Genomic DNA, 21,012 nt, shown 5'->3' on the forward strand with positions numbered 1-21,012 from the left:
GAACCGGCGCGGCGGCCCGCCCCTCTTCACCTTATGACGCCCGCCACACGGGAGCCCGCACCCCCGGCGACGCGGCCGACGCCACATGGCCGGATGGGGCCGTGCCCGCCCCGGCGCCCCGCGGCGGTCCCGGGGAGGCGGCCCCGCGGACGCGGCGGCGGCCCGTCAGCGCGAGTAGTGCGGGTCGGCGACCACGGGGTAGTAGGCCCCCTCGTGCTGCACGCGCATCGTGATGACCTGGCCTTCGAGGGCGTAGTCCGCCTTCACCTGGCGGTACATCGCGTCCGAGGCCCACGGGTTGTAGAGGCGGCCCACCGTGGCGCCGAAGCGGGTGTGGACGACGTCGTACCCGCCCGAGGGCATGCTCTCCAGGTCGAGCCCGTCGGTCAGGGACAGCGGGAAGCGGAAATCGGTCGGCGCGTCCGCCCCGTGGATCACCGTGAGCAGCCGGACCCCGCCGGCGGTGGTCTGCGCGACGATGTCGGTGTCGACGTCCACGCCCACGAAGACCCGCAGGCTGGGCCGCAGCACCTGGGCCACCGTGTCGGCGGCCGTGGCGTCGATCGCGATGTGGATGCGCTGGCCGTCCTTGGTGGGGACCCACACCCCGTCGCGAGCCCGCTGCCCCCAGCTCACGTCGGGGTTCTCCAGCTCCTGGGGCTCGTTGCGGCCCCGGGCGACGAGTACCCGGGAGGCGGCGTTCATCGCCGCGGCAGCCCCGTCCTGTGCGTGCCTCATGGCGGGCCCCCTCGCCTTCTTGTCGACATCACGTACGTGACGACGCGCCGATCAGGGTTTGTAGCACGGGATGGCGCGGCAGGGTGCTCCCGGCCCGCGCTCGAACGCTGTTCAGGTGGCGTGCACCCCGTGCGCCGTTGGACCTTACACCACGCCAAATTCGGGCCGGGAACTGCCATAACTAGGATGGACCGGTCCGCGGGGACCCGGCCCGGGACCCGCGTGTACCAAGGAGGAGTGAGCGCACCATGGGCACCCCGCCACCGTTGCCCCCGTCCGGAACCGTCCGCATCGCCGAGCTCCCGCCCGAGGAGCAGGGGATGGTGCATGCGGCCCTGCGCGAGGGCACCCCGCTGCACGAACTCCTGGGCCTGGAGATCGTCGAGATCGGCGAGCGGCACGCCGTGCTGGCCATGCCCGTGCGCGAGGAGGCGTTCAACAGCACCGGCAACCTGCACGGGGGCGCGATCGCCACGCTCATCGACGTGGCGGCCGGCAGCGCCGCCGCCCGCGGCAGCGGTTTCGAGCCGGGCAGGAACAGCCTGGTGACCGCCGACCTGCACGTCCGCTACCTGGGGCGCCCGCACGGCGACGTGGTGTACGCCCGCGCTGAGGTGATCAAGGCGGGCCGGCAGCTGGTGATCGTGGACTGCAGGGTCACCGACGCCGACGACCGCATCATCGCGGCGGCCGACTTCTCGATGATGCTCGTGCCGCTGCGCCGCCCGCTGCGTCCCGTCCCCACCGCCAAGGACACCGACCCGGACCTGTGAACGGCCTCCCGGCCCGGAACGTTCCAGCGCGGACCGTTCCGGGCCGGTCCGTCCTCGGCCGTCCCGGGCCGGTCCGCCGTCAGGCGACGGCCGGGCTGAGCACGTGGCCGGAAGCGGCCTGCAGATCGGCGAGGACCTCCGTGAGCCGGTCGAGGCCCGCGGCGATCCAGGGCAGGGACGCCGGGTCGGGGGCGGCGAGGGCGGCCAGCCGCTGCTCGTCGGTCGCCCCGTACAGCAGGCTGGTGGCGACGCGCATGCGCAGCGCGTCGGCGGGCTCGCCGAAGGCGCCGGCCGGCAGCACGCCCACCCCGTACCGCTCCAGGAACAGCGCGGTCAGGTCGGCGCCGGTGCGCACACCGTGCTCCTCGCGGAGCAGGTCGCGGAGCGGGCCGAAGTCCGGGTAGAGGTAGAAGGCCGCTTCCGGCCGCGGCACGTCCGCCCCGGCCGCCGCGAACCGGCCGGCCACCGCGCGGGTGACGGCGGCGTGCAGGCGGCGGCTGCGGTCGACGTGCTCCACCAGCTCGGCCGGCTCGGTGAAGGCGAGGGCGGCGGCGTGCTGCATCGGGGCGGGGGCGCTGGACCACAGCTCGCTGGCGATCCCCAGCAGCCTGGCGCGCAGGTCGTGGCCGAACGGGCCGTCGGGGAGCCGGGCCACGCCCAGGCGCCAGCCGCCCGCCGCAAGGCTCTTGCTCAGCGCGGTCGTCACCACCGTCCGCTCCGGCGCGTGCAGGGCCGGGCTCGTCACCGTACGGGCGGGGTCGTGCACGAGGTCGCGGTAGATCTCGTCGGAGACGATGACCAGGTCGTGCTCGCGGGCGACCGCGCACAGGCGGCGCACGCCGTCCTCGGACGCCAGGGTGCCGGTGGGGTTGTCGGGGAGGGTCACCACCACGGCGCGGATCGGGTGGCCCGCGGTCCGGGCCCGGACGACGGCGTCGGCCAGCCGCGCGGGATCGGGGACGCCCCCCTCGCCGGGCGGGGTGGGCACCAGGACCGCGCCGGCGCCGGTGAGGGACGCCTGCGCCGCGTACGACACCCAGCTGGGGGAGGGGATCGCGATCCGCCCTCCGATGGCCATCATCAATCCGTACAGCAGCGACTTGCTGCCGGGGCCGCACACCACCAGGTCGGGGTCGGTGGGCAGGCCCCGGCGGTCCCAGTAGCCGGCGGCGGCGGCGCGCACGGCCGCGGAACCGGCGACGGGCCCGTAGGCGCCGCGACCGGCGGCGTCCGCCAGCGCGCGGGTCAGGGACGGGTGGATGGGGATGCCGGCCTCGCCGAAGCCGAGCGCCAGGACCGGCGTCCCCTCCCGTCTCTTGCGGGCGATCGCCTCATTGATGGCGAGTGTGGGGGAGAGCGGCACCGGACGGGCGGACGGGTTCAGGACAGGCATGACTGACTCCAGGCATGGCGAGATAGCGGCTCTGAACGGGAGGTGACGGGTGAAAGGGAAGGAAAAAACCCCACAAGCGACGAATCCCCCGAAGACAACCCGCTTGGGTCCCTTCCATGCTTTCCCGGTTGAAGCATCATCACAAGCGAGTCTCGTCGATGCTGACCGTAAGATGGTGTGATGCTTGAGCTGCGCCGCCTGCGCCTGCTGGCCGAGTTCGCCCGCCGGGGCAGCATCGCCGCGACCGCGTCCTCCCTCGGCTACACCCCCTCGGCGGTGTCCCAGCAGCTGGCCGCGCTGGAGCGGGAGGCGAGGGTCGCGCTGCTGGACCGGACGGCGCGCAGCGCGGAGCTGACCGACGCCGGCCGGCGCCTGGCCGAACGGGCCGAGGAGATCCTGGTCCTGGTCGAGGCGGCCGAGACCGAGCTGTCGGCCCACGCCGACGCCCCCGTGGGGCGGGTGGTGGTCACGGCCTTCCCCACGGCCGCGGTGGCGTTCGCCCCCGCGCTGGCGCGCGGCCTGCGCGAACACCCGGACCTGACCTTCGTGCTGCGGCAGACCAGGCACGGCGACGGCATCCGCCAGGTGCAGAGCGGCGAGGTGGACATCGCCCTGGTCGACGACTGGTCGGGCAAGCTTCCCGACCAGTCGCCCGCCGCGCTGAAGTTCTTCCACCTGCGGCGTGACCCGCTCGTCCTGGCGGTGCCCGCCTCCCATCCCATGTCCGATCCGCGGCAGCCGGTGGACCTGCAGCGGCTGCGGGAGGAGCCGTGGATGGCCGCGCCGCCGGGCGAGCCGTCCCGGCAGGCGGTCGAGCGGCTGCTGGACACCGTGGGCGGCGCGCGTCCGGTCCCGTGGGAGTTCGAGGGGCTGCACACCATCCTGAGCCTGGTGGCCAGGGAGATCGGCATCACCGCGATCCCGGCGCTGGCGCTGGTGGCGGGAGACCCGGGCGTGGCGGTACGGCGGATCCCCGACTGCGTGCTCGCCCGCGAGGTCTACGCCGTGACCCGCGCCGCCAGCGTCCGCCGGCCCTCGGTCGCGGTGACCCTCCGGGCGATCTACGCGGCGGCCAGGGAGGTCCAGCCCGCCCCTCCGGAGGATTGACCGCGCCGGGCGGGTTTGGGGCCGTGGCTGAAGATCAATGATGACCGTAAGCGGACGTGACCCGCACCCCGGCGCCGCCGGGGACGAACCAACCGATGGCCCCCGCGGGGCCGGACGGAGGGCATCGGGAGGTGGCGCGGATGGCTTCGCACGGCGTTCCGGGTGCGGGGGAGGCGGATGAGCCCCGATCTTCACGTACCGTGGACCAGGTCTCCGTCACCTCCCCGGGAGCGCCGCAGCCCATGAGTCGCACGCATCACCATGGATTCGAGCTGCCCAAGCTGCCCAGCCTCCTGCGGCACGCGCTGCCCCGGTTCGTCGAGGGCGTGATCGCCCCGGTGGCGGTCTTCTACGCCGCGTTCGCGCTGCTCGGCCTGAACGGCGCGCTGGTCGCCGCGGTGACCTGGGTGTACGGGGGGATCGCCTGGCGTTACCTGCGCGGGCACCAGGTGTCGGCGATGCTCGTCCTGGCCGCGCTGGGCGTCACGGTCCGGGCCGCGCTGGCCGCGGCCACCCACAGCCCGGTCGTGTACTTCCTCCAGCCGACCCTCGGCACGCTCCTGGTGAGCATGGCCTTCCTGGCCTCGGTGCCGCTCAGGCGCCCGCTGGCGCAGAAGCTGGCCACCGACATGGTCCCGATGCCCGAGGCGTTCCTGCGGCACGCGAGGGTCCGCCAGTTCTTCCTGCGCATCTCGCTGCTGTGGTCGCTGGTCTTCTTCGCCAACGCCCTGTTCAGCCTGTGGATGCTGTTCAACCAGTCGATCGGCACCTACCTCTGGGTGCGGACCAGCGTGGTGGCGCTGCTGGGCGCCTGCGCCGTGGGGATCTCGCTGTTCGGCTTCAGGCGCTGCCTGCAGCACGTGAACCGCGAGCCCGCCCTCGCCGCCTGAAAGGCCCCGGCTGAGTCGCCCGCCTGACCGGCCCCGCCTGAGCGGGCGCCGCCTCCGTACCCCGCGGTTCCCACCGCCCGCCGCGCGGGCGCGTTCCCGAAATCGACCGCCCCGGAGGCGAACTTCCCCGGGATACCCGGCGTCTTTCAAGGTCGGATAGATTCACCGGCAACGGGGTAAATTCGGGGTACTGGGAGTTTCTGTGGGAGTCAAGGGTCGTTTCGGGCTTGTTGTCACCAGTGGCGCGGGAGCGGTCCTCGTCCTGACCGCCGGCTGTGCGGGCGGCGGAGGCCAGGGAGAGCTGGCGTCCGGGAAGTCGGGCGCGGTGACGATCACGCCGGGGAACGGGACCGCCTCCGTGAAGCCCGACGGGCCGATCGAGGTCCGGGTCGCCGACGGCACGCTGGAGAACGTCACCGTCCAGGGGCAGGGCGCCACCATCACCGGGAAGATGGCCGGCGACCGCAAGAGCTGGCGGTCGGACCGCACGCTGACCCCGGGCACCTCCTACACCGTCACCGCCCAGGCCCGGCGCGACGGCAAGGCCAGCACGGCGACCAGCACGTTCACCACGCTGAAGCCGGAGAAGACGCTGTCGGTGGTCGACGTCACGCCCAACCTCAAGGGCGAGAAGGTCGGCGTCGGGATGCCGATCATGGTCCGGTTCAACCGCCCGGTGACCGACAGGGCCGCGGTCGAGCGGGCCCTGCAGGTGACGCCGGAGAAGCCGGTCGAGGGCGCCTGGCGCTGGATCGGGTCCGACCAGGTGATCTACCGGACCGAGACCTACTGGCAGCCCCACCAGAAGGTGCGCTTCAACGCGCGGCTGGCCGGGGTCCCGGCGGGCGCGGGCGTGTACGGTGCCGCGGACGTGGACGAGACGATCTCCATCGGCGCGTCCCAGATCACCACGGGGAACATCGGCAAGTACCACATGACCGTCGTCCGCGACGGCAAGAAGCTGCGCACCATCCCCTTCAGCGCCGGCAACGGGCAGACCCGCGAGTACACCACCACCAGCGGCGTCCACCTCCTGATGGAGAAGGGCAACCCGGTCACGATGGTCTCGCCCGGGCGCAAGGAGGGCGACCCCGGCTACTACAAGACCGTCGTCGGCCACGCCGTCCGCTTCTCCAACAGCGGCGAGTACACCCACGCGGCGCCCTGGTCGGTCGGCGCGCAGGGCTCGTCGAACGTCAGCCACGGCTGCCTCAACCTCAGCCCGGCCAACGCCAAGTGGTACTACGACATCATGCAGCGGGGCGACGTGCTGAAGCTGACCGGCAGCGACCGCGAGGTCGAGTGGAACAACGGCTGGAGCTACTGGCAGATGTCCTTCGACGCCTGGAAGAAGGGCAGCGCCCTGACCTGATCCGGGGTGCCGGATCACCGGAAGGATCGTTGCGGGGCCGCGCCCGGTCCGGGATGCTGGGCGCCGTCCCCTCCCCCCAGGAGCCCCTATGAGCGAAGGAGTCCCGGCGTTCCCCGCGAAGGCCAGGCCGCTCCGCGACGACGACCCGGAGCGCGTCGGCGGCTACGAGGTGACCGGCTTCCTCGGCGAGGGCGGGATGGGGTCGGTCTACCTCGGCCGCGGCCCGGCCGGGCCCGTGGCCGTCAAGGTCGTCCGCGCCGACCACGCGCGCAACCCCCACTTCCGGGAGCGTTTCCGCCGGGAGGCGGCCAGCGCGCTGAGGGTGCCGCGCTTCTGCACCGCCGAGGTCCTCGACGCCGATCCTGACGCCGACCCTCCGTACCTGGTCACCGAGTACATCGACGGGCCCACCCTGGACGAGGCGGTGGGCGGCGGCGGCCCGCTGCGCCGGGCCGAGCTGGAGCAGCTGGGCGTCAGCATGGCCGCGGCCCTCACCGGCATCCACGGTGCCGGGGTCGTCCACCGCGACCTCAAGCCCGGCAACGTGCTGCTGAGCCGGATGGGCCCGCGGGTCATCGACTTCGGCATCGCCAGCGCGCTGGACTCCGCCTTCGGGCTCACCGCGACCGGGCAGATCGTGGGGACGCCCGCGTACATGGCGCCCGAGCAGCTGGAGGGGGAGAGCGCGACCGCGGCCGGCGACGTGTTCGCGTGGGGCGCGGTCATGGCCTTCGCCGCGACCGGGCGGCGCGCGTTCGGGACCGGGCCGGCGCAGGCGGTCGCCTACCGGATCGTGCACGGCGACCCCGACCTGGAGGGCATCGAGGAGCCGCTCCGCACCGTGATCGCCGAGGCCCTGGCCAAGGACCCGGCGCGGCGCCCCACGGCGCACGACCTGCTGGCCCGGCTCGGCGTGGCCGGCGGCGACACCGCGGCACGTCCCGGCGCGGGCGTCCCGGCGGGCGTTCCGGCGGGGGGCACGGCGGGCGGCACGGCCGGACGGCAGGGGCCGGGGGGCCCGGACGGGGCGGGGGGCTCGCGGGAGCCCGGCTTCCCGACGCCGACCCAGCCCCCGCCGTCCCCGGCCGGACCCGAGAGCCGCCCCGTTCCCGGCGCCGCTCCCGCGGGGGCGTTCGCGGGCCGCCGCGGGATCCTGGCCGGCGTCCTGGCCGTCGGGGGCGCCGTGCTGGCCGTGGCGGTGCTCGCCGCCGTGGTCGTGCCCCAGTTGCTGCGCGGCGGCGACGGCGGCGGCACCCCGCCGCCCTCCACCTCCACGACCACCGGCGGTGGCGCGGGCGGCGCCGATCTCGCCGGTCACTACACCAGCGACTACGGCGACATGTACGTCCGCGTGACCGGCCGGGACGTCTGGATGGTCTACAAGTGGATGGGCCTGAGCCGGGTGCGCGGCGTCCTCGACGGCACCGTGATCGACGGTCACTACAGCGAGGGCTCCGGCAACGCGCCGGACGGCCGGGTGCGGTTCACCGTCCGGCGCTCCGGCTCAGGCGTCGCCCTGGAGGGAAGGTGGGGCGAGGACGGCGCGCTGAACAGCGCCTGGAACGCCCGCCGCGTCGACGGCGCGGTCCCCGCCGACATGGCCGCGCGCCTCCGCGATCCCGCCCTGTTCCCGAGCCCGCCCCGGTAGCGGCGCCGGTGGCGGCGAAAGGCCGCCGAATTCCGCCGTTCCCCGGGTCCAGGCAACGCTTTGATCTCGGCGGACGGCAATCTCGGGGTCATGACATCGCCAAGGAATGTTTGTCGCTAATGTCGCCCTGTTAACGGCGGGGTTGGGGAGGTTCACGGTGCAGCGGAGGCTTTCCGCAGGGGTTCGGGCGGGCGCGGGACTGACGGGGGCCGTGCTGCTCCTGACGACGGCCTGCTCCGGTGGTGACGAGGGCGACGGCGTCACCGTCGGCGGCAAGGGCGAGGCCGGGACGCCCCAGGTGACCGTCTCGCCGGGCGACGGCGACGGCAAGGCCCGGCCCGAGAGCGGCGTCACGGTCACCGCGGCCGGCGGCACGATCGAGCAGGTCGCCCTCACCCGCAAGGGCAGGCCGGTCGAGGGCGCCCTGTCGGCGGACAAGACCAGCTGGAAGTCGCGGACCCTGCGGCCGGGATCGCAGTACCAGGTCACCGCGGTCGCCAAGAGCCCCCAGGGCAAGACGACCACCGTCACCAGCAGGTTCACCACCCTGCGCGCCGCCGCGGCCCTGAGCGTCGTGGACGTCACCCCCGGGCCGGGCGAGAAGGTCGGCGTGGGCATGCCGATCATGGTCACCTTCAACCGGGCGGTGGAGAACAGGAAGGCGGTCGAGCAGGCCCTCCAGATCAGGTCGACCAAGCCCGCGACCGGCGCCTGGTACTGGGTGAGCCCCACCCAGGTGACCTTCCGCACCAAGAACGGCGAGTACTGGCAGCCCAACCAGCAGGTCACGTTCACGGCGAGGCTGAGCGGGGTCAGGGCCGGCCGGCGTACCTACGGCCTGGACGACCTCACCCGGCGCTTCGCCATCGGCGACTCGCACATCATCGTCGCCAGCACCAAGACCAAGCGCCTCGTCGTGCGGAAGAACGGCGTCAAGATCAAGAGCTGGCCGATCAGCGCCGGCAAGGGCGGCCGGGTGGTCAACGGCGTCGACACGTTCCTCACCACCAGCGGCATCCACCTGACCATGGGCAAGGAGAATCCGGCGATCATGACGTCGGAGTGGATGGGCGTCGACCCCAAGGACAAGAAGAACGGCGGCTACAAGGAGGTCATCCCGCACGCGGTGCGGATCTCCAACAGCGGCGAGTACATCCATTCGATGGCCGCGACCGTCTGGGCGCAGGGCCGCCAGAACGTCAGCCACGGCTGCCTGAACTCCCCGCCGGCCGCCGCCCAGTGGTTCTACGACTTCGCCTACCGGGGCGACGTGGTCGTCATCACCGGCAGCGCGCGGCGCCTGGACTGGAACAACGGCTGGAGCTATTACCAGATGCCCTGGGAGCAGTGGGTCAAGGGCAGCGCCCTGGACCGCACCGTCACCACCGCCTGACGGCCCCGCCCCGCCTCGTCCCTCCGTCGGTCCCGCTCTCCGCTCTCCCGTCCGCCTCCTCTGCCGGTTTCCTCCGCTTCCCTGTCGGCTCGCTCTTGGCCGCCCGATGGGCGGCTCTTGGACGTGCCTCGGCCACATCGGGCCCTTTCTTCCAATTTGAACGCCTCTGAGTCGGGGAGAAGGTCAGAGACAGCCGAACCTTCCCGAGAGCGGGGGACCGATGGCGGAAGCACCCGACACCGACCCTGTGGCGCACCGGGACCGGGAACGGCCCGGTGCGCCGGGACCGCGCCCCGGCGCGGACGCGCCGCGCGAGCCGCGCCCGCGGGGCACGCGCGTCCGGGAGCTGAGGAGGCGGGTCCGGAAGCGGCTGCGGCCCAGGACCCGGATGCGCCGCGGGTTCCAGCGCCTCCATCCGTTACTGCGGCTGGCGGCGCTCGCCGCCGTCCGGCTGCTGCTCCTTCCGCGCCGGGCGCCGCGCCCGGGGGAGCGGCTGCGCGTCCGCGTCCTGCTCCAGCACGCCTACGGGACGGGCGGCACCATCCGTACCGTCCTCAACCTCAGCGGTTATCTGGCGCGCGACCACGACGTCGAGATCGTCAGCGTGTTCCGGCGCCGGGACGAGCCGTTCTTCACGCTGTCACCGCGCGTGCGGGTCCGTTTCGTGGACGACCGCAGGACGCCGCCGAAAGGGGCGGCCGGACGCCTGCTGTCGCGGCTGCCCAGCCTGCTGACGCCGATCGAGGACGCCTCGTTCGAGAGCATGAGCCTGTGGACGGACCTGCTGCTGGTCCGCGTGCTGTGCGGCCCCTCGCCCGACGTGCTCATCGGCACCCGCCCGTCGCTGAACATGCTCGCCGCCGAGCTGGCGCCGCGCGGCGTGGTGGCGATCGGCCAGGACCACATGAACCTGAGCGCCTACATGCCGGGGCTGCGCCGCGAGATCAGGCGGTCCTACCCCCGGCTGGCGGCGGTGTCGGTGCTGACCGAGCGCTCCCGCCGTGACTACGGGGACGAGCTGGAGGGCGGGCCGGCCCGGATCGTGCGGATCCCCAACGCGCTGCCGGAGCTGCCCGGCGGTCCCTCCCCGCGCGAGGACAAGGTGATCGTGGCCGCCGGGCGGCTCACCCGGCAGAAGGGTTTCGACCTGCTGGTGCGCGCGTACGAGCCGCTGGCCGCCGAGCATCCCGACTGGAAACTGCGGATCTTCGGCGCGGGGCCCCGGCGCAACCGGATCAAGAAGATGATCGCCGAGCGCGGCCTGGCCGGCCGGGTGGAGCTGTGCGGCCGGACGCCCGATCTGGCCGGGGAGATGACCCGCGCCTCGATGTACGTGCTGTCCTCCCGCTTCGAGGGGATGCCCATGGTGATCATCGAGGCGATGAGCAAGGGCCTGCCCGTGGTGGCGTTCGACTGCCCCACCGGGCCCGGCGAGATGATCGAGCACGGCCGGAACGGCCTGCTGGTGCCGGCCGAGGACGTGGCCGGGCTCACCGCCGCGCTGCGCACGCTGATCGGGGACCGGGCCCTGCGGGACCGGCTCGGCGAGGGCGCCCTGGTGTCGTCCCGGGAGTACGACCTCGACCGCGTCGGGCCGCAGTGGCTCCGGCTCCTGGACGAGCTGCGGCCGGCGCCCCCGCGCCCGGCCGCCGGGGACGCGCGTCCCGCGCCCGCCCGCCCGCCGCGGCGCCCGGCCCGGCGCCGCGTGCTGGTGGCGTGCGTCCTCGCCGGCCTGGCCCTGTGGGCGCTGGGGCTGCTGACCGCCGACTCGTGAGCGGCCTCAGCCCCAGTGGTCGCCCCATGCCCACAGGTCGTCCGGCGGCGGCGCGGCGGTCTCCGGGCGGTCGATCCCGAAACCGCTCCGGAAGAAGATCATCGGACGTCCGCCGTCCGCCGTCTCCACCTCCAGCACCCGGCCGATCACCACGTCGTGGTCCCCGGCCAGGTGCACCTCGCGCACCTCGGCGTGCACGCGCGCCAGCACCCCGCGCAGGGCCGGGGCGCCCCAGCGCGAACGGTCCCACTCCAGGCCCTGGAACTTGCCGCCCGTCTTCGAACCGAAGCGCCGGCACACCTCCTCCTGGTCCGCGCCCAGCACGTTCACGCAGAACCGCCCGGCCGCCCGGATCCGCGGCCAGGTCCGGCCGCGGTGATCGGCGCAGAACAGCACCAGGGGCGGGTCCAGGGACACCGACGTGAACGACTGGCAGGCGAAGCCCACCGGCTCCCCGCCCTCCAGGGCGGTGATCACGGTGACGCCGGTGGCGAACGCCCCCAGCGCCCGCCGCAGCTCCTCCGGCGCCGGCGGGGCGGGGTCCCGCGGGTCCGGGGGCCGGTGGGGCTCGTCGGTCATGGATCACCTCGGGGGGCTCGTGGTACGGACGGGTCTCAGGGAACGAACGTAGAACCCCGGGCCGGTCCCCCGCACGCCCGGGGTCCCGTTTCGGCGTTCCCGGAGGCCCTACCGGCCGTGCAGGAGGTCCTCCGCCGCGCGCGCCTCCGCGAGCACGTCCAGCACGAACCGCCGCCGGCCCGTCCCGAGCCGGCGCAGCGCCCGGCCGTGATCGGCGGCGACCACCACCGCCGCGCCGGCGACCGCCGCCCGCCAGAGACCGGTCACGACCCGGCGCGCGGGGCCGGGGAACCGCGCCAGCCCCTGGCGCAGCCGCCGGCAGTGGAACGGCACGTGCCGCCGCTCGTCGGCCACCAGCCGCGCGGCGACCTCCGCCGTCAGCGGATCGCGCGTCCCCCGGTGCAGCGCGCCGTAGTAGCCGAGGGCGACCACCTCGGCCACCATCAGCGTCAGCAGCTCGACCCGCAGCCCCATCGCCCGCCGCGCCCGGACGAACACCGCGTCGCTCCAGTGGCGGTCGAGCAGCGGCGCCCCGGCCGCGCCGAGGAGCAGCCCGAGCATCCGCGCGTGGTTCTGCTCCTCGGCGATGAACAGCCGCACGGCCGCCGCGTACTCGGCGTCCCCGGCCGCCTCGGCCTTGCCGATCAGGAACGCGCCGTCCCCGTCCTCCCCGATCTGGAACCTCTGGAGGCTGCGCACCACGCACGCCTCCAGCCGCGCGCCCCGTCCCCAGCCGGGGTCGCCCCGTTCCTCCCGTACGCGCGCCTCGTCCTCGAAGTCGCGCAGCCATCCGGCGAATCCGCGGTCGTCTCCCGCCGGCACCCGTGTCGGCACTCGCGTCGGCACTTCGGTCGTCATGCCCGGCCTCCCTGGTCGTCCCGGGCAACTCAACCGGGCCGGTATGGAGTTCCGGCGGGGGAGATGTGGAGACCTTGGAAGGACGTGCCCGGGCGGGCGCGGTCACCTCGTGGTGGAGTCACCCTCCCGCTCGCAGGTGATGCGCGGCTCGGGCAGGTAGACGGTGTGGAAACGCTGCCTGCGCACGACCTTGCCGTTCTGCTTGAAGATCCGCCACACGTCGATCTTGAAGCCCTCGGCGCCGGGCATGGGGATGCAGTCGGGCGCCGGGTCGGTCTTGGACTCGAAGCCCTTGATGCCGTACCGGGCCGAGCTCTGGGACTCGATGTCGTAGCGCTTGGTGCCCCAGAACGTCACGGTGATGGACGTGGAGGTGTAGCCGGTGTCCACCAGGACGCCGTGCGGGGAGTCGTTGCGCCAGCGGAAGTCGGGCTGCGGGTAGGAGACGGTGGACTCGCGGCCCGCCGGGTAGCGCGAGATGTAGTACGAGTGCGGGGTGTGCTGGACGTCCTGGAGCCCGCCGAAGAACACGGCGTTGAACATCGTGGTGGCGAACTGGGAGATCCCGCCCCCGACGTCGTTGACGTAGCGGCCCCGCAGGATCATGGGGGCCTCGACGAACCCGCGGGCCCTGTCGCGCTTGCCGACGATCCCGTTCAGCGAGAACGTCTCGCCGGGCTTGACCAGGTGGCCGTCCAGGATGCCGGCGATGGTCTGGATGTTCTTCACCCGTGGCGCGCAGCAGGGGTGCCGGGTGGTGAACGTGCTGATCTTCTCCTTGATGCCGAGCCGCTTCGCCTCCTCGGTGGTGACGCGCGGCTTGGCGACCTTCAGCGGCACCGTGACCCGGCGAGGCTCCGGGCTCGTGACGGCGGGCGCGAACGCCTCGCCGAGCCGCCCGCGGTCGATGGCCCTGCCCTCGCGCGAGGAGACCAGCCGCGGGGCGCCGCGTTCGATCTTGTACGTGGCGTCCTTCGCCGGCTGCTCCAGCCGCCGGACGCGGGCGCCGAGGGCGGCGGTCAGCCGCGCGCCGTCGACCTGGGGCCGCAGGGTCCCCGCGCCGTCGGGGACGAAGCGGAGGTGGCGCGCGAACGTGGCGGGCGGCACCGTCAGGCGCTCCTTCCCGGCCACGAGGAGGACGGGGGCGGACACGGCGGTGCGCGCCGGGCCCGCGAGCGCCTGCCGTACGGCCTCGGCGGAGGCTCTGGGACGCAGCGGCCCGACCGGGAGGGTGACCGAGTCCGCGGTGAGGTAGGCGGCCTGGATGCGCTGCGCGGCGGTGCGCGGGTCGACGCCCGTGCCGTCCCGGGGGAGGACGGCCTGGGGCGTGGTGCCGCGGAAGACGATCCGCCCTTCGCGGGCGGGGGTGCCGATGGCGTGGTTGAGCCGGCCGGACGCCGCCTCCAGGCGGGCCCGGTCCACCTTGACGCGCGGCTCGATCTCCTTGCCGCCCAGGGCCCTGTCCATGATGTCCAGGGGGTTGAACCGGCCGCGCATCGCCGCCTTGACCGTGGCGGCGCCGTCCAGGGTCAGCCCCGCGTCCCGAGGGGCCAGGGACGTGCTCCTGGACCCGGCCCGTACCGTGATGGGGCGCTGGAGGCGTTCGCGGAGCGCGCCGTCCAGCCTCCCCCGGGCGGCGGGTTCGGTGAGACCTCCGATGTCGACGCCCAGGACGCGGGTGCCGTGCGGGACCTGGTCTCCCGCGGACGACACCACCGCCAGCGCGGGCAGGACCGACAGGCCGGCCAGCGCCACGCCGGCGGCCGTGACCCGGCCCTTGACGGTACGCGGCATGGGGGGAATCTTCACCGACGCCTCTGCATTCTCGGGAACACCTACTACGGCCAATAGTAGGTAGCTGTCTCGCCGGTGCTCACGCGGACGGGACGATCACCCGCGCGGAATCGGCCGGGCCCGTCGCCCGCCGTGGCGCCGGTGCGGTTCGCTCCCGACGACCTTACCCGCCGCGTCGCGGGGAGCGCCCACCACCGGGCGGGCCGCCCCGCCTCACCCGAAAGCGGGATCGGGCTCGGAGCCGACGATCCACATCGCGAAGTACTGGGCCGCGCCACCGTAGGCGTGGCCCAGCGCCACGCGTGCCCCGTCCACCTGGTGGCCGCCCGCGGTGCCCCGCACCTGCCGCGCCGCCTCCAGGCACCGGACCAGCCCGGACGCGCCGATCGGGTTGGACGACAGCACGCCTCCGGACGGGTTGACCGGGAAGGCCCCGCCCAGCTCGGTGGCCCCCGAGTCGGTCAGCCGCCACCCCTCGCCCTCCGGGGTGATCAGATGGCCCTCCAGCCACATCGGCTCGTACCAGGAGAACGGCACGTACAGCTCGGCGCAGTCGATCTGGCGGAGCGGGTCGGTGATGCCGGCCTCGGCGTAGAGCGCCTCCGCGCACTCGACGCCCGCCCTGGGACGGACCGGGTCCCGCCCGGGGAAGGAGGCGAGCTCGCTGCGCTTGGCGTGCGCGATCACCCAGGCGGGGACGCCGCGGCTCCGGCGGGCGGCGTCGCCGGAGGCGAGCACCACCGCGGCGGCGCCGTCGGAGGAGGGGCAGGACTCCAGGTAGCGCAGGGGGTCCCACAGCATCGGGGAGGCCTTGACCTTCTCCTCGGAGATGTCCTGGATGCGCAGGTGGGCGTGCGGGTTGCGCAGCGCGTTGAGCCGGTCCTTCACGGCGACGCGCCGGCCGATGTGCTCGGGCGCCCCCGAGCGCCTGATGTAGTCGCGTATCCAGGGGGCGAAGGTGCCGCCGGCCCCCTGCCCCCCGGACTTGCCACCCGACAGCGCCCAGGTCGCGTTGCCCTCGGACTGCTTCTCGTAGCAGACGACCAGGACGCGGTCGTAGCGGCCCGACTGGATCATGGTGACGCCGCTGATGGCCGTCGCCGCGCCCACCGAGCCGGCGGTGTGCACCCGGTGGATCGGCTTGCCCACGGCGCCGAGCGCCCCGGCCAGGGTCAGCTCGGGCGCCATCACCCCCTCCAGCAGGTCCGGCGCCTTGCCGATGAGGACGGCGTCGATGTCGGCGAAGGTGAGCCCGGCGTCCTCCAGGGCCTCCAGCGCCGCCCACCGGACCAGGCCGTCCAGGGTCACCTCGAGCCGCTTGCGGTAGTCGGTCTGGCCGATGCCGATCACGGCGCACGCGCGGGCCATCAGCGATCTCCTTCGAGCACGGCGACCAGGTTGTGCTGCAGGCACGGCCCGCTGCTCGCGTGGGCCAGGCCGCGCTCGGCCTCGCCCGCGGCGATGCGCCGGGCCACCTCGATGACGCGGACGAGCCCGGTGGCCATCGCCGGGTGGCTGCGCAGCGCCCCGCCGGACGGGTTGACCACGGTGGTGCCGGCGAGCCCCAGCGCAGCCCGCAGGATGATCTCCTCGTGGCTGTGCAGCGCCATCAGCTCGGCGACGTCCAGCGGGCCGTCGTGCGCCCCGGCGCCCTCGGCCGCCAGCCGCGCCGAGGGGGAGTCGGTCAGGTCGCGGAGACCGAGGTGGTGCGACTCGATCCGCTGGTCGACGCCCCGCACCCAGACGGGATCGCCGGTCAGCCGCCGGGCCCGGTCCCCGGCGGCCAGGAGCACCGCGGCGGCCCCGTCCGCCGGTCGCGCCACGTCGTGCCGGCGCAGCGGGGCCGACCAGTACGGGGCGCGGAGCAGCTCGCCGGCACCGGAGCCGGGGCGGGCCCGCGCGGCGACCTCGGCGAGGTCGCGCTCGGTGGCCTTGCCCGCGTCGATGAGCGCGCGGGCCTGGAGCCCGGCCAGCGACACCGGGTCCAGGCCGAGGGGCGCCATGGTGTACGGGTCGGTCTGGAGCGCCAGGACCTCCCGTGGCCGCCCGGGGGAGGACCGCCCGGAGCCGATCACCAGTGCCGTGTCGACGTCCCCGCACTGGAGGCGCAGCCACGCCTCGTGGAAGGCCCACGCGCCGTCCATCTCGACGTGGCTCTCGTAGACCGGGGGCCAGGCGCCCACGCCGTCGAGGTTCAGCACGAACGCGAACGGAGCACCGGCCAGGTAGTCGCAGCTCCCCGCGATCGTGAAGTCCACGTCGCGGCGGTCCAGGCCGGTCCGGCCGAGCAGGTCGTTGACGCACTCCATGACGAGGACCGCCTCGGGGCCCTCGAACGACTCGTGCACCGCGGTCCGCGCGGTCGCCACGACGGCGATCTCGCGCCCTGGCCCGTTCACCACGCGTGCTCCCGCAGGTCCCGGGGGTCGGCGTCGGGCTCTCCGGTGGGCTCCCACCGTTCGAAGACGCCCTCCCAGCCGCCCACGGCCCGGTTGTCGAAGCCGCTGACGTCCCGCTCGCCGGGCGGCCGCCAGACGGCGCGCAGCCGCATCCCCACCCGGAACTCCCCGGCGGGGACGGTGCGGACGTCCACCCCGGTGATCGGCGCGTCGCTGCCGTCGAGGAGGATCGACGCGCGGATGTAGGGCTCGGTCTCCTTCTGGCCGTAGTACCGCACCGGCGTGATCCGGGTGAAGGAGCCGACCGTCCCGCGGTCGGCGACCGGCACGTCGTCGGCCTCGGTCATCGGGACGCGTTCGAGCTGGTCGTAGCCGCGTCCGGGCACGTACACCCTGCCGCTGACCGGCGAGCGCTGCCCGATGACGCGCCCCTCCAGCAGCCCCTGGACGAACCGCGCCCGGTGCGGATGGAGGGGCTCGCGGTACTCCAGCGAGATCAGGTGCTCGGTGATGGTCACCGGCTCGCCGCCCGGCTCGACGCGCCGCGGGGCGGCGTCCTCCTCGGGGACGAAGTACAGGTCGGTGATGGCGCCCCGCCGCTCGTCCCGGAACCGCGCGCGGACCCGGCGGCCGGTGGACATCCGCTCCGGAGCGCCCGCGTCGACGGCGTGCGGGAGCGGGGTGTCCGCGCCGTCCAGCAGGATCAGGGCGAAGGCGAACGGGTGCGCGAACGGGTGGTGCCGCGTCGGCTCGGCGACCCACGTCCAGGACGCGACGGTCCCTCCGGGGCCGACCTCCACCGGATCGAAGGGGAGCGGCGCGGCGGTGCCGGGGTCGTACTCCAGGGGCGGGCACAGGACGCGTCCGCCGCAGCGCCCGCCCAGGATCCTGCCGTCGCGCAGCCCGGTCAGGAAGGGCCCGAGCACGGGGCCGGTGGTGCGCGTGTAGGGGTACTCGACGACGTTGGTCAGAGTGGGCGTCTCGCCGCCCGGCGGACCCGTTGCCACGGTCGCCTCCTGCGTCCGGGAGCCGTTCACCGAGAAAATATCGTATCAAGTATCATCTGTTCTCCCGGGGTGAGGCGAGGAGGACCGGATGGGCGTGGACACGTTGCGGATCGAGGACCGGGACAGGGTGCGGACGCTGACGTTCGACCGTCCCCGGGCGGCGAACGCGTTCGACGAGGCGCTGTACCTCGCGGTCGCCGCGGCGCTGGACGCGGCGGCCGGGGACGCGGGCGTCTCGGTCGTCCTCCTGACCGGGACGGGCGGCACGTTCACCGCGGGCACCGACCTCGAGGAGATGGCCGAGATCGCCCGCGCGCAGGCCGGGGGACGCGCGACGCCGGAGACCGGTAAGGGGTTCGCGGCCCTGCTGGACGCGCTCACGGCGTTCCCCAAGCCGCTGGTGGCCGCGGTCAACGGCGCCGGCGTCGGGCTCGGGCTGACCCTGCTGGGGCACTGCGACCTGGTGATCATGTCCGAGCGGGCCCGGCTGCTGGCCCCGTTCACCTCGATGGGCGTCGCGCCCGAGGCCGCGGGCAGCTACCTGCTGCCCCTGCGGATGGGGCACCAGCGGGCGGCCCTGGCGCTGTTCACCGGCCGCTGGATCACCGCCGAGGAGGCCGTCGAGTCCGGGCTCGCGCTGCGGACCTGCCCGCACGGCGAGCTGCTGGAGACGGCGCACGGGCTGGCGGCGGAGATCGCCGCCAAGCCGCTCCCCTCGCTGCTGGCGACCAAGCGGCTGATCACCGAGGCGCACCGGGACGGCGTGCGCCGCGCCCGCGAACGCGAGGACGCCGCCTTCGCCGAGCTGCTCCGCCGCGACGGCGCGGCCGAGGACGTCCTGGCCCGCCTGGACTGACCCCCGGGGGCGCTCCACTCCAGTTCCCCCGGTCAGTCCACCCAGTCGACGCGGTCGTCCCGGTTCGGCTGGCGGCCGGTCCGGAACGGGCAGAGGGCGGAGTCGGCCAGAAGGATCCGCTCCCGCCCCCGCACGAGCGGGGCCGCCCGGCGCAGGAGGCGGGGGCGGCCCGCGGCCTCGTCCCGCTCCACCTCGGCCCACGTCTCCCAGTCGGGGATCGCCCAGAGCAGGACGCACTCGTCGTCGTTGCGCATCGCCGTGGCCCACGCCCCGGCCAGCCGCCACCCGTGGCCGTCCCGGCCGGACGCGGCGTCCTCCACCATCGCCGCCAGGGCGTCGCGCGCCGTGCCCGCCTCCACCTCGACCAGCTCGTGCGCGTACACCTCGCCGCGCAGGCCCCGGTGGCAGATCTCCTCGATGGTGGGCATGTCCGGGTGCGGGACGATGAGCCGGTCGACGCCGCCGGAGCGCAGGTCGGCCGCCGCGGCCCACCACTTCTCCAGCGCCGGGTCCTGCAGCGTGGTGCCGGCGAACTCGTGGCGGAAGGAGGCCGCCAGCCCCGCGAAGCCGTCCTCCTCCCAGATGTTCACCACCTGGGGCCAGCGGCCGGTGGACCCGACCACGCCCCAGACCCCGTAACAGAGCTGGTTCCGCTGTTCTCGCCCGATGGGGCTCCAGTTGGCGGTCATGTGGTGCATGTACCGCGCCCGGTTCTGCTTGGTGATGTCGATGAACTCGTGGATGTAGACCTTGCCGTTCACAGCGCCACCCTCGGAGCCGGGGTAAATCTTATATAAACTATAATATTAGGTGACGGGGCGGTGGGAGGCGGCCCGAGCGGCCTCCCGGGCGGCCCGCCGCAGCAGCTCCGCACGGTCGATCTTGTACGTGGCGTTGACCGGCAGGTCGTCCACCCAGACGACCAGGTCGGGCGCCTTGTAGCCGGCGATCCGCCCGCGGCACCAGGCCCGGACCTCCTCGGCCGACGGGAGCGGACCGGTTCCGGCGGGCACCGCGAACGCCACGCCGATCTCCCCGATCACCGGGGCCGGCGCGCCGACGACCGCGGCCCGCAGGATCCGCGGATGCGCCAGCAGGACGGGCTCGACCTCCGACGGATGGACGTTGTAGCCGCCGCGGATGTAGGCGTCGTCGGCGCGCCCGACGAGCGTCAGGTTGCCGGCCGCGTCCAGGCTCCCGATGTCGCCGGTGGCGATCCACCCGTCGGCGGATATGGTCGCGGCCGTCAGGCCGGGCTCCCGCCAGTACCCGCGCATCGACCCGCGGGAGCGGAGATGGACCCGGCCGGGCGCGCCGGGGCCGAGCGGCCGCCCGCCGTCGCCGACGATCCGCGCCTCGACGTCCCCCAGGGCGCGGCCGACGGTCGAGGACACCAGCTCCACGGGATCGTCCAGGGCGGTACCGAAGCACAGCGGCACCTCGGTGGAGGCGTACCGCACCACCACGGGGCAGCCGAGCCGCTCGCGCATCGCGTGCACCAGCGGCGGCGGGACCCGTCCCGCCCCGGTGGACGCCAGGCGCAGGTGCGACAGGTCGGCCGCGGCCAGCCCGTCGAGCGCGACCAGCTTCTCCCACTGGGTGGGCACGCCCTGCCCCACCGTCACCCGTTCCCGTACGAGCAGGTCCAGCATGCTCCGCGCCGTCCACACGGGGGGCGTGAGGATCAGCGCCGAGCGGTGGACCAGCTGGTCGTAGACGCGGGTCATGAACGCCGCGTGGGCGAACGGGACCGGCATCATCTTGCGGTCCCCGGGGGCGCTGAGCGGTCCCATGCCGCGGGCGATGATCTGAAGGGACCGGTGGTCGAACCAGGCGCCCTTGGGGGTCCCGGTGGTGCCGGTGGTCCAGACGATCACGGCCGGGTCGCCGGGCGCCGCCGGGACGGCGCCGGTCATCGGCAGGTCCGCCGCCATGAGGTCGCCGGGGCGGACGGCGGGCGGTCCGGCGGCCGGATCGGGGAGCGCGGCCGGGTCGGTGGTGACGATCACGGCCGGCGCGGTCCTGCCGATGATGTGGGCGATCTCCGTGCGGCCGAGCCGGGGGTTGGCGGCGGTGACGATCGCGTTCAGCCGCATCGCCGCCAGGTGGCAGACGGCGAAGTCGGCGGAGGACGGCAGGACGAGGCAGACGACGTCCCCGGCCCGCACGCCGAGCGCGTCCAGCGCGGCGGCGGCGAGTCCGGACCGCCTCCACCACTCGCCGAAGGTGAGCCGCAGGTCGCCGTCGATGACGGCCTCGGCGTCGGGCGCCTCCCGGAGGACGGCCTCGAAGCACGCGTGCAGGCCGTCCGGGTCGGGGGTCACGTCGGTTCCTTGTCGTTCATGACTCGCCTCATCTCCGTGGCCGCCGGGAAGGGCGGCGGTTGCTGATATTTGATACTTTCGACGGGCGTGAGACCAGCGCGCCCGGC

General features: G+C 74.2%; 18 protein-coding genes. 8 read left to right on the forward strand and 10 right to left on the reverse strand.

Annotation, left to right across the window (positions count from 1 at the left end; all coding sequences use genetic code 11):
- Positions 1 to 165 precede the first annotated feature (165 nt).
- Positions 166 to 738 (reverse strand): hypothetical protein, encoded by a 573-nt coding sequence (locus IW256_RS15775; RefSeq protein WP_197011696.1) that lies wholly within the window; start codon positions 736 to 738, stop codon positions 166 to 168.
- Positions 739 to 986: 248 nt separating this feature from the next.
- Here IW256_RS15775 and IW256_RS15780 point away from each other — a divergent pair, with 248 nt between their 5' ends.
- Entirely contained in the window at positions 987 to 1,511 is a 525-nt protein-coding gene (locus IW256_RS15780) for a PaaI family thioesterase (protein ID WP_231403802.1), read from the forward strand.
- Positions 1,512 to 1,590: 79 nt separating this feature from the next.
- Here the strand turns inward: IW256_RS15780 and IW256_RS15785 are convergent, their stop codons facing one another.
- On the reverse strand, positions 1,591 to 2,904 hold the full coding sequence (locus tag IW256_RS15785) for a pyridoxal phosphate-dependent aminotransferase (protein WP_197011697.1): 1,314 nt from the start codon (positions 2,902 to 2,904) through the stop codon (positions 1,591 to 1,593).
- A 180-nt stretch (positions 2,905 to 3,084) separates the two neighbouring features.
- On the opposite strand from IW256_RS15785, the gene IW256_RS15790 reads away from it, so the two are divergent.
- The 6 genes from IW256_RS15790 to IW256_RS15815 all read left to right on the forward strand — a co-directional run bounded on the left by IW256_RS15790 (position 3,085) and on the right by IW256_RS15815 (position 11,088).
- Entirely contained in the window at positions 3,085 to 4,011 is a 927-nt protein-coding gene (locus IW256_RS15790; RefSeq protein WP_197011698.1) for a LysR family transcriptional regulator, read from the forward strand.
- A gap of 242 nt (positions 4,012 to 4,253) precedes the next feature.
- Entirely contained in the window at positions 4,254 to 4,901 is a 648-nt protein-coding gene (locus tag IW256_RS15795; protein WP_197011699.1) for a VC0807 family protein, read from the forward strand.
- A gap of 202 nt (positions 4,902 to 5,103) precedes the next feature.
- Entirely contained in the window at positions 5,104 to 6,273 is a 1,170-nt protein-coding gene (locus IW256_RS15800; RefSeq protein ID WP_197011700.1) for a L,D-transpeptidase, read from the forward strand.
- Between the two features lie 88 nt (positions 6,274 to 6,361).
- Positions 6,362 to 7,921, forward strand: coding sequence for a serine/threonine-protein kinase (locus IW256_RS15805; protein ID WP_197011701.1), 1,560 nt, complete (start codon positions 6,362 to 6,364; stop codon positions 7,919 to 7,921).
- Positions 7,922 to 8,132: 211 nt separating this feature from the next.
- Positions 8,133 to 9,314, forward strand: a complete 1,182-nt coding sequence (locus IW256_RS15810) for a L,D-transpeptidase (RefSeq protein WP_307828906.1) — start codon at positions 8,133 to 8,135, stop codon at positions 9,312 to 9,314.
- Positions 9,315 to 9,534: 220 nt separating this feature from the next.
- A complete protein-coding gene (locus tag IW256_RS15815; RefSeq protein WP_231403803.1) occupies positions 9,535 to 11,088 on the forward strand; it encodes a glycosyltransferase family 4 protein in 1,554 nt (517 codons plus the stop codon).
- 6 nt (positions 11,089 to 11,094) lie between these two features.
- Here the strand turns inward: IW256_RS15815 and IW256_RS15820 are convergent, their stop codons facing one another.
- The 6 genes from IW256_RS15820 to IW256_RS15845 form a co-directional block, all read right to left on the reverse strand.
- Entirely contained in the window at positions 11,095 to 11,667 is a 573-nt protein-coding gene (locus tag IW256_RS15820; protein WP_197011703.1) for a flavin reductase family protein, read from the reverse strand.
- Between the two features lie 108 nt (positions 11,668 to 11,775).
- Entirely contained in the window at positions 11,776 to 12,525 is a 750-nt protein-coding gene (locus tag IW256_RS15825; protein WP_231403804.1) for a ferritin-like domain-containing protein, read from the reverse strand.
- 102 nt (positions 12,526 to 12,627) lie between these two features.
- Positions 12,628 to 14,319, reverse strand: coding sequence for a VanW family protein (locus IW256_RS15830; protein WP_197011704.1), 1,692 nt, complete (start codon positions 14,317 to 14,319; stop codon positions 12,628 to 12,630).
- Between the two features lie 213 nt (positions 14,320 to 14,532).
- Positions 14,533 to 15,687 carry a thiolase domain-containing protein gene (locus IW256_RS15835; RefSeq protein ID WP_197011705.1) on the reverse strand — a complete coding sequence of 385 codons (1,155 nt, stop codon included), beginning with the start codon at positions 15,685 to 15,687 and terminating at the stop codon, positions 14,533 to 14,535.
- A complete protein-coding gene (locus tag IW256_RS15840; protein ID WP_307828907.1) occupies positions 15,687 to 16,721 on the reverse strand; it encodes a lipid-transfer protein in 1,035 nt (344 codons plus the stop codon). Before IW256_RS15840 ends, IW256_RS15835 begins: the two co-directional genes overlap by 1 nt.
- Positions 16,715 to 17,725, reverse strand: coding sequence for a Zn-ribbon domain-containing OB-fold protein (locus tag IW256_RS15845; protein ID WP_197011706.1), 1,011 nt, complete (start codon positions 17,723 to 17,725; stop codon positions 16,715 to 16,717). Before IW256_RS15845 ends, IW256_RS15840 begins: the two co-directional genes overlap by 7 nt.
- Positions 17,726 to 17,813: 88 nt before the next feature.
- Here IW256_RS15845 and IW256_RS15850 point away from each other — a divergent pair, with 88 nt between their 5' ends.
- The gene (locus IW256_RS15850; RefSeq protein ID WP_197011707.1) at positions 17,814 to 18,581 is read left to right on the forward strand and encodes an enoyl-CoA hydratase/isomerase family protein; all 768 of its coding nucleotides are present in this window, start codon (positions 17,814 to 17,816) and stop codon (positions 18,579 to 18,581) included.
- A 32-nt stretch (positions 18,582 to 18,613) separates the two neighbouring features.
- Here IW256_RS15850 and IW256_RS15855 read toward each other — a convergent pair whose 3' ends face one another.
- Together IW256_RS15855 and IW256_RS15860 are read right to left on the reverse strand one after the other, a co-directional pair.
- Positions 18,614 to 19,342, reverse strand: a complete 729-nt coding sequence (locus IW256_RS15855; protein ID WP_197011708.1) for a hypothetical protein — start codon at positions 19,340 to 19,342, stop codon at positions 18,614 to 18,616.
- 45 nt (positions 19,343 to 19,387) lie between these two features.
- The gene (locus IW256_RS15860; protein ID WP_197011709.1) at positions 19,388 to 20,905 is read right to left on the reverse strand and encodes a class I adenylate-forming enzyme family protein; all 1,518 of its coding nucleotides are present in this window, start codon (positions 20,903 to 20,905) and stop codon (positions 19,388 to 19,390) included.
- Positions 20,906 to 21,012 lie beyond the last annotated feature (107 nt).

This window comes from Actinomadura viridis, from assembly GCF_015751755.1.
GTDB classification, from domain to species: domain Bacteria; phylum Actinomycetota; class Actinomycetes; order Streptosporangiales; family Streptosporangiaceae; genus Spirillospora; species Spirillospora viridis.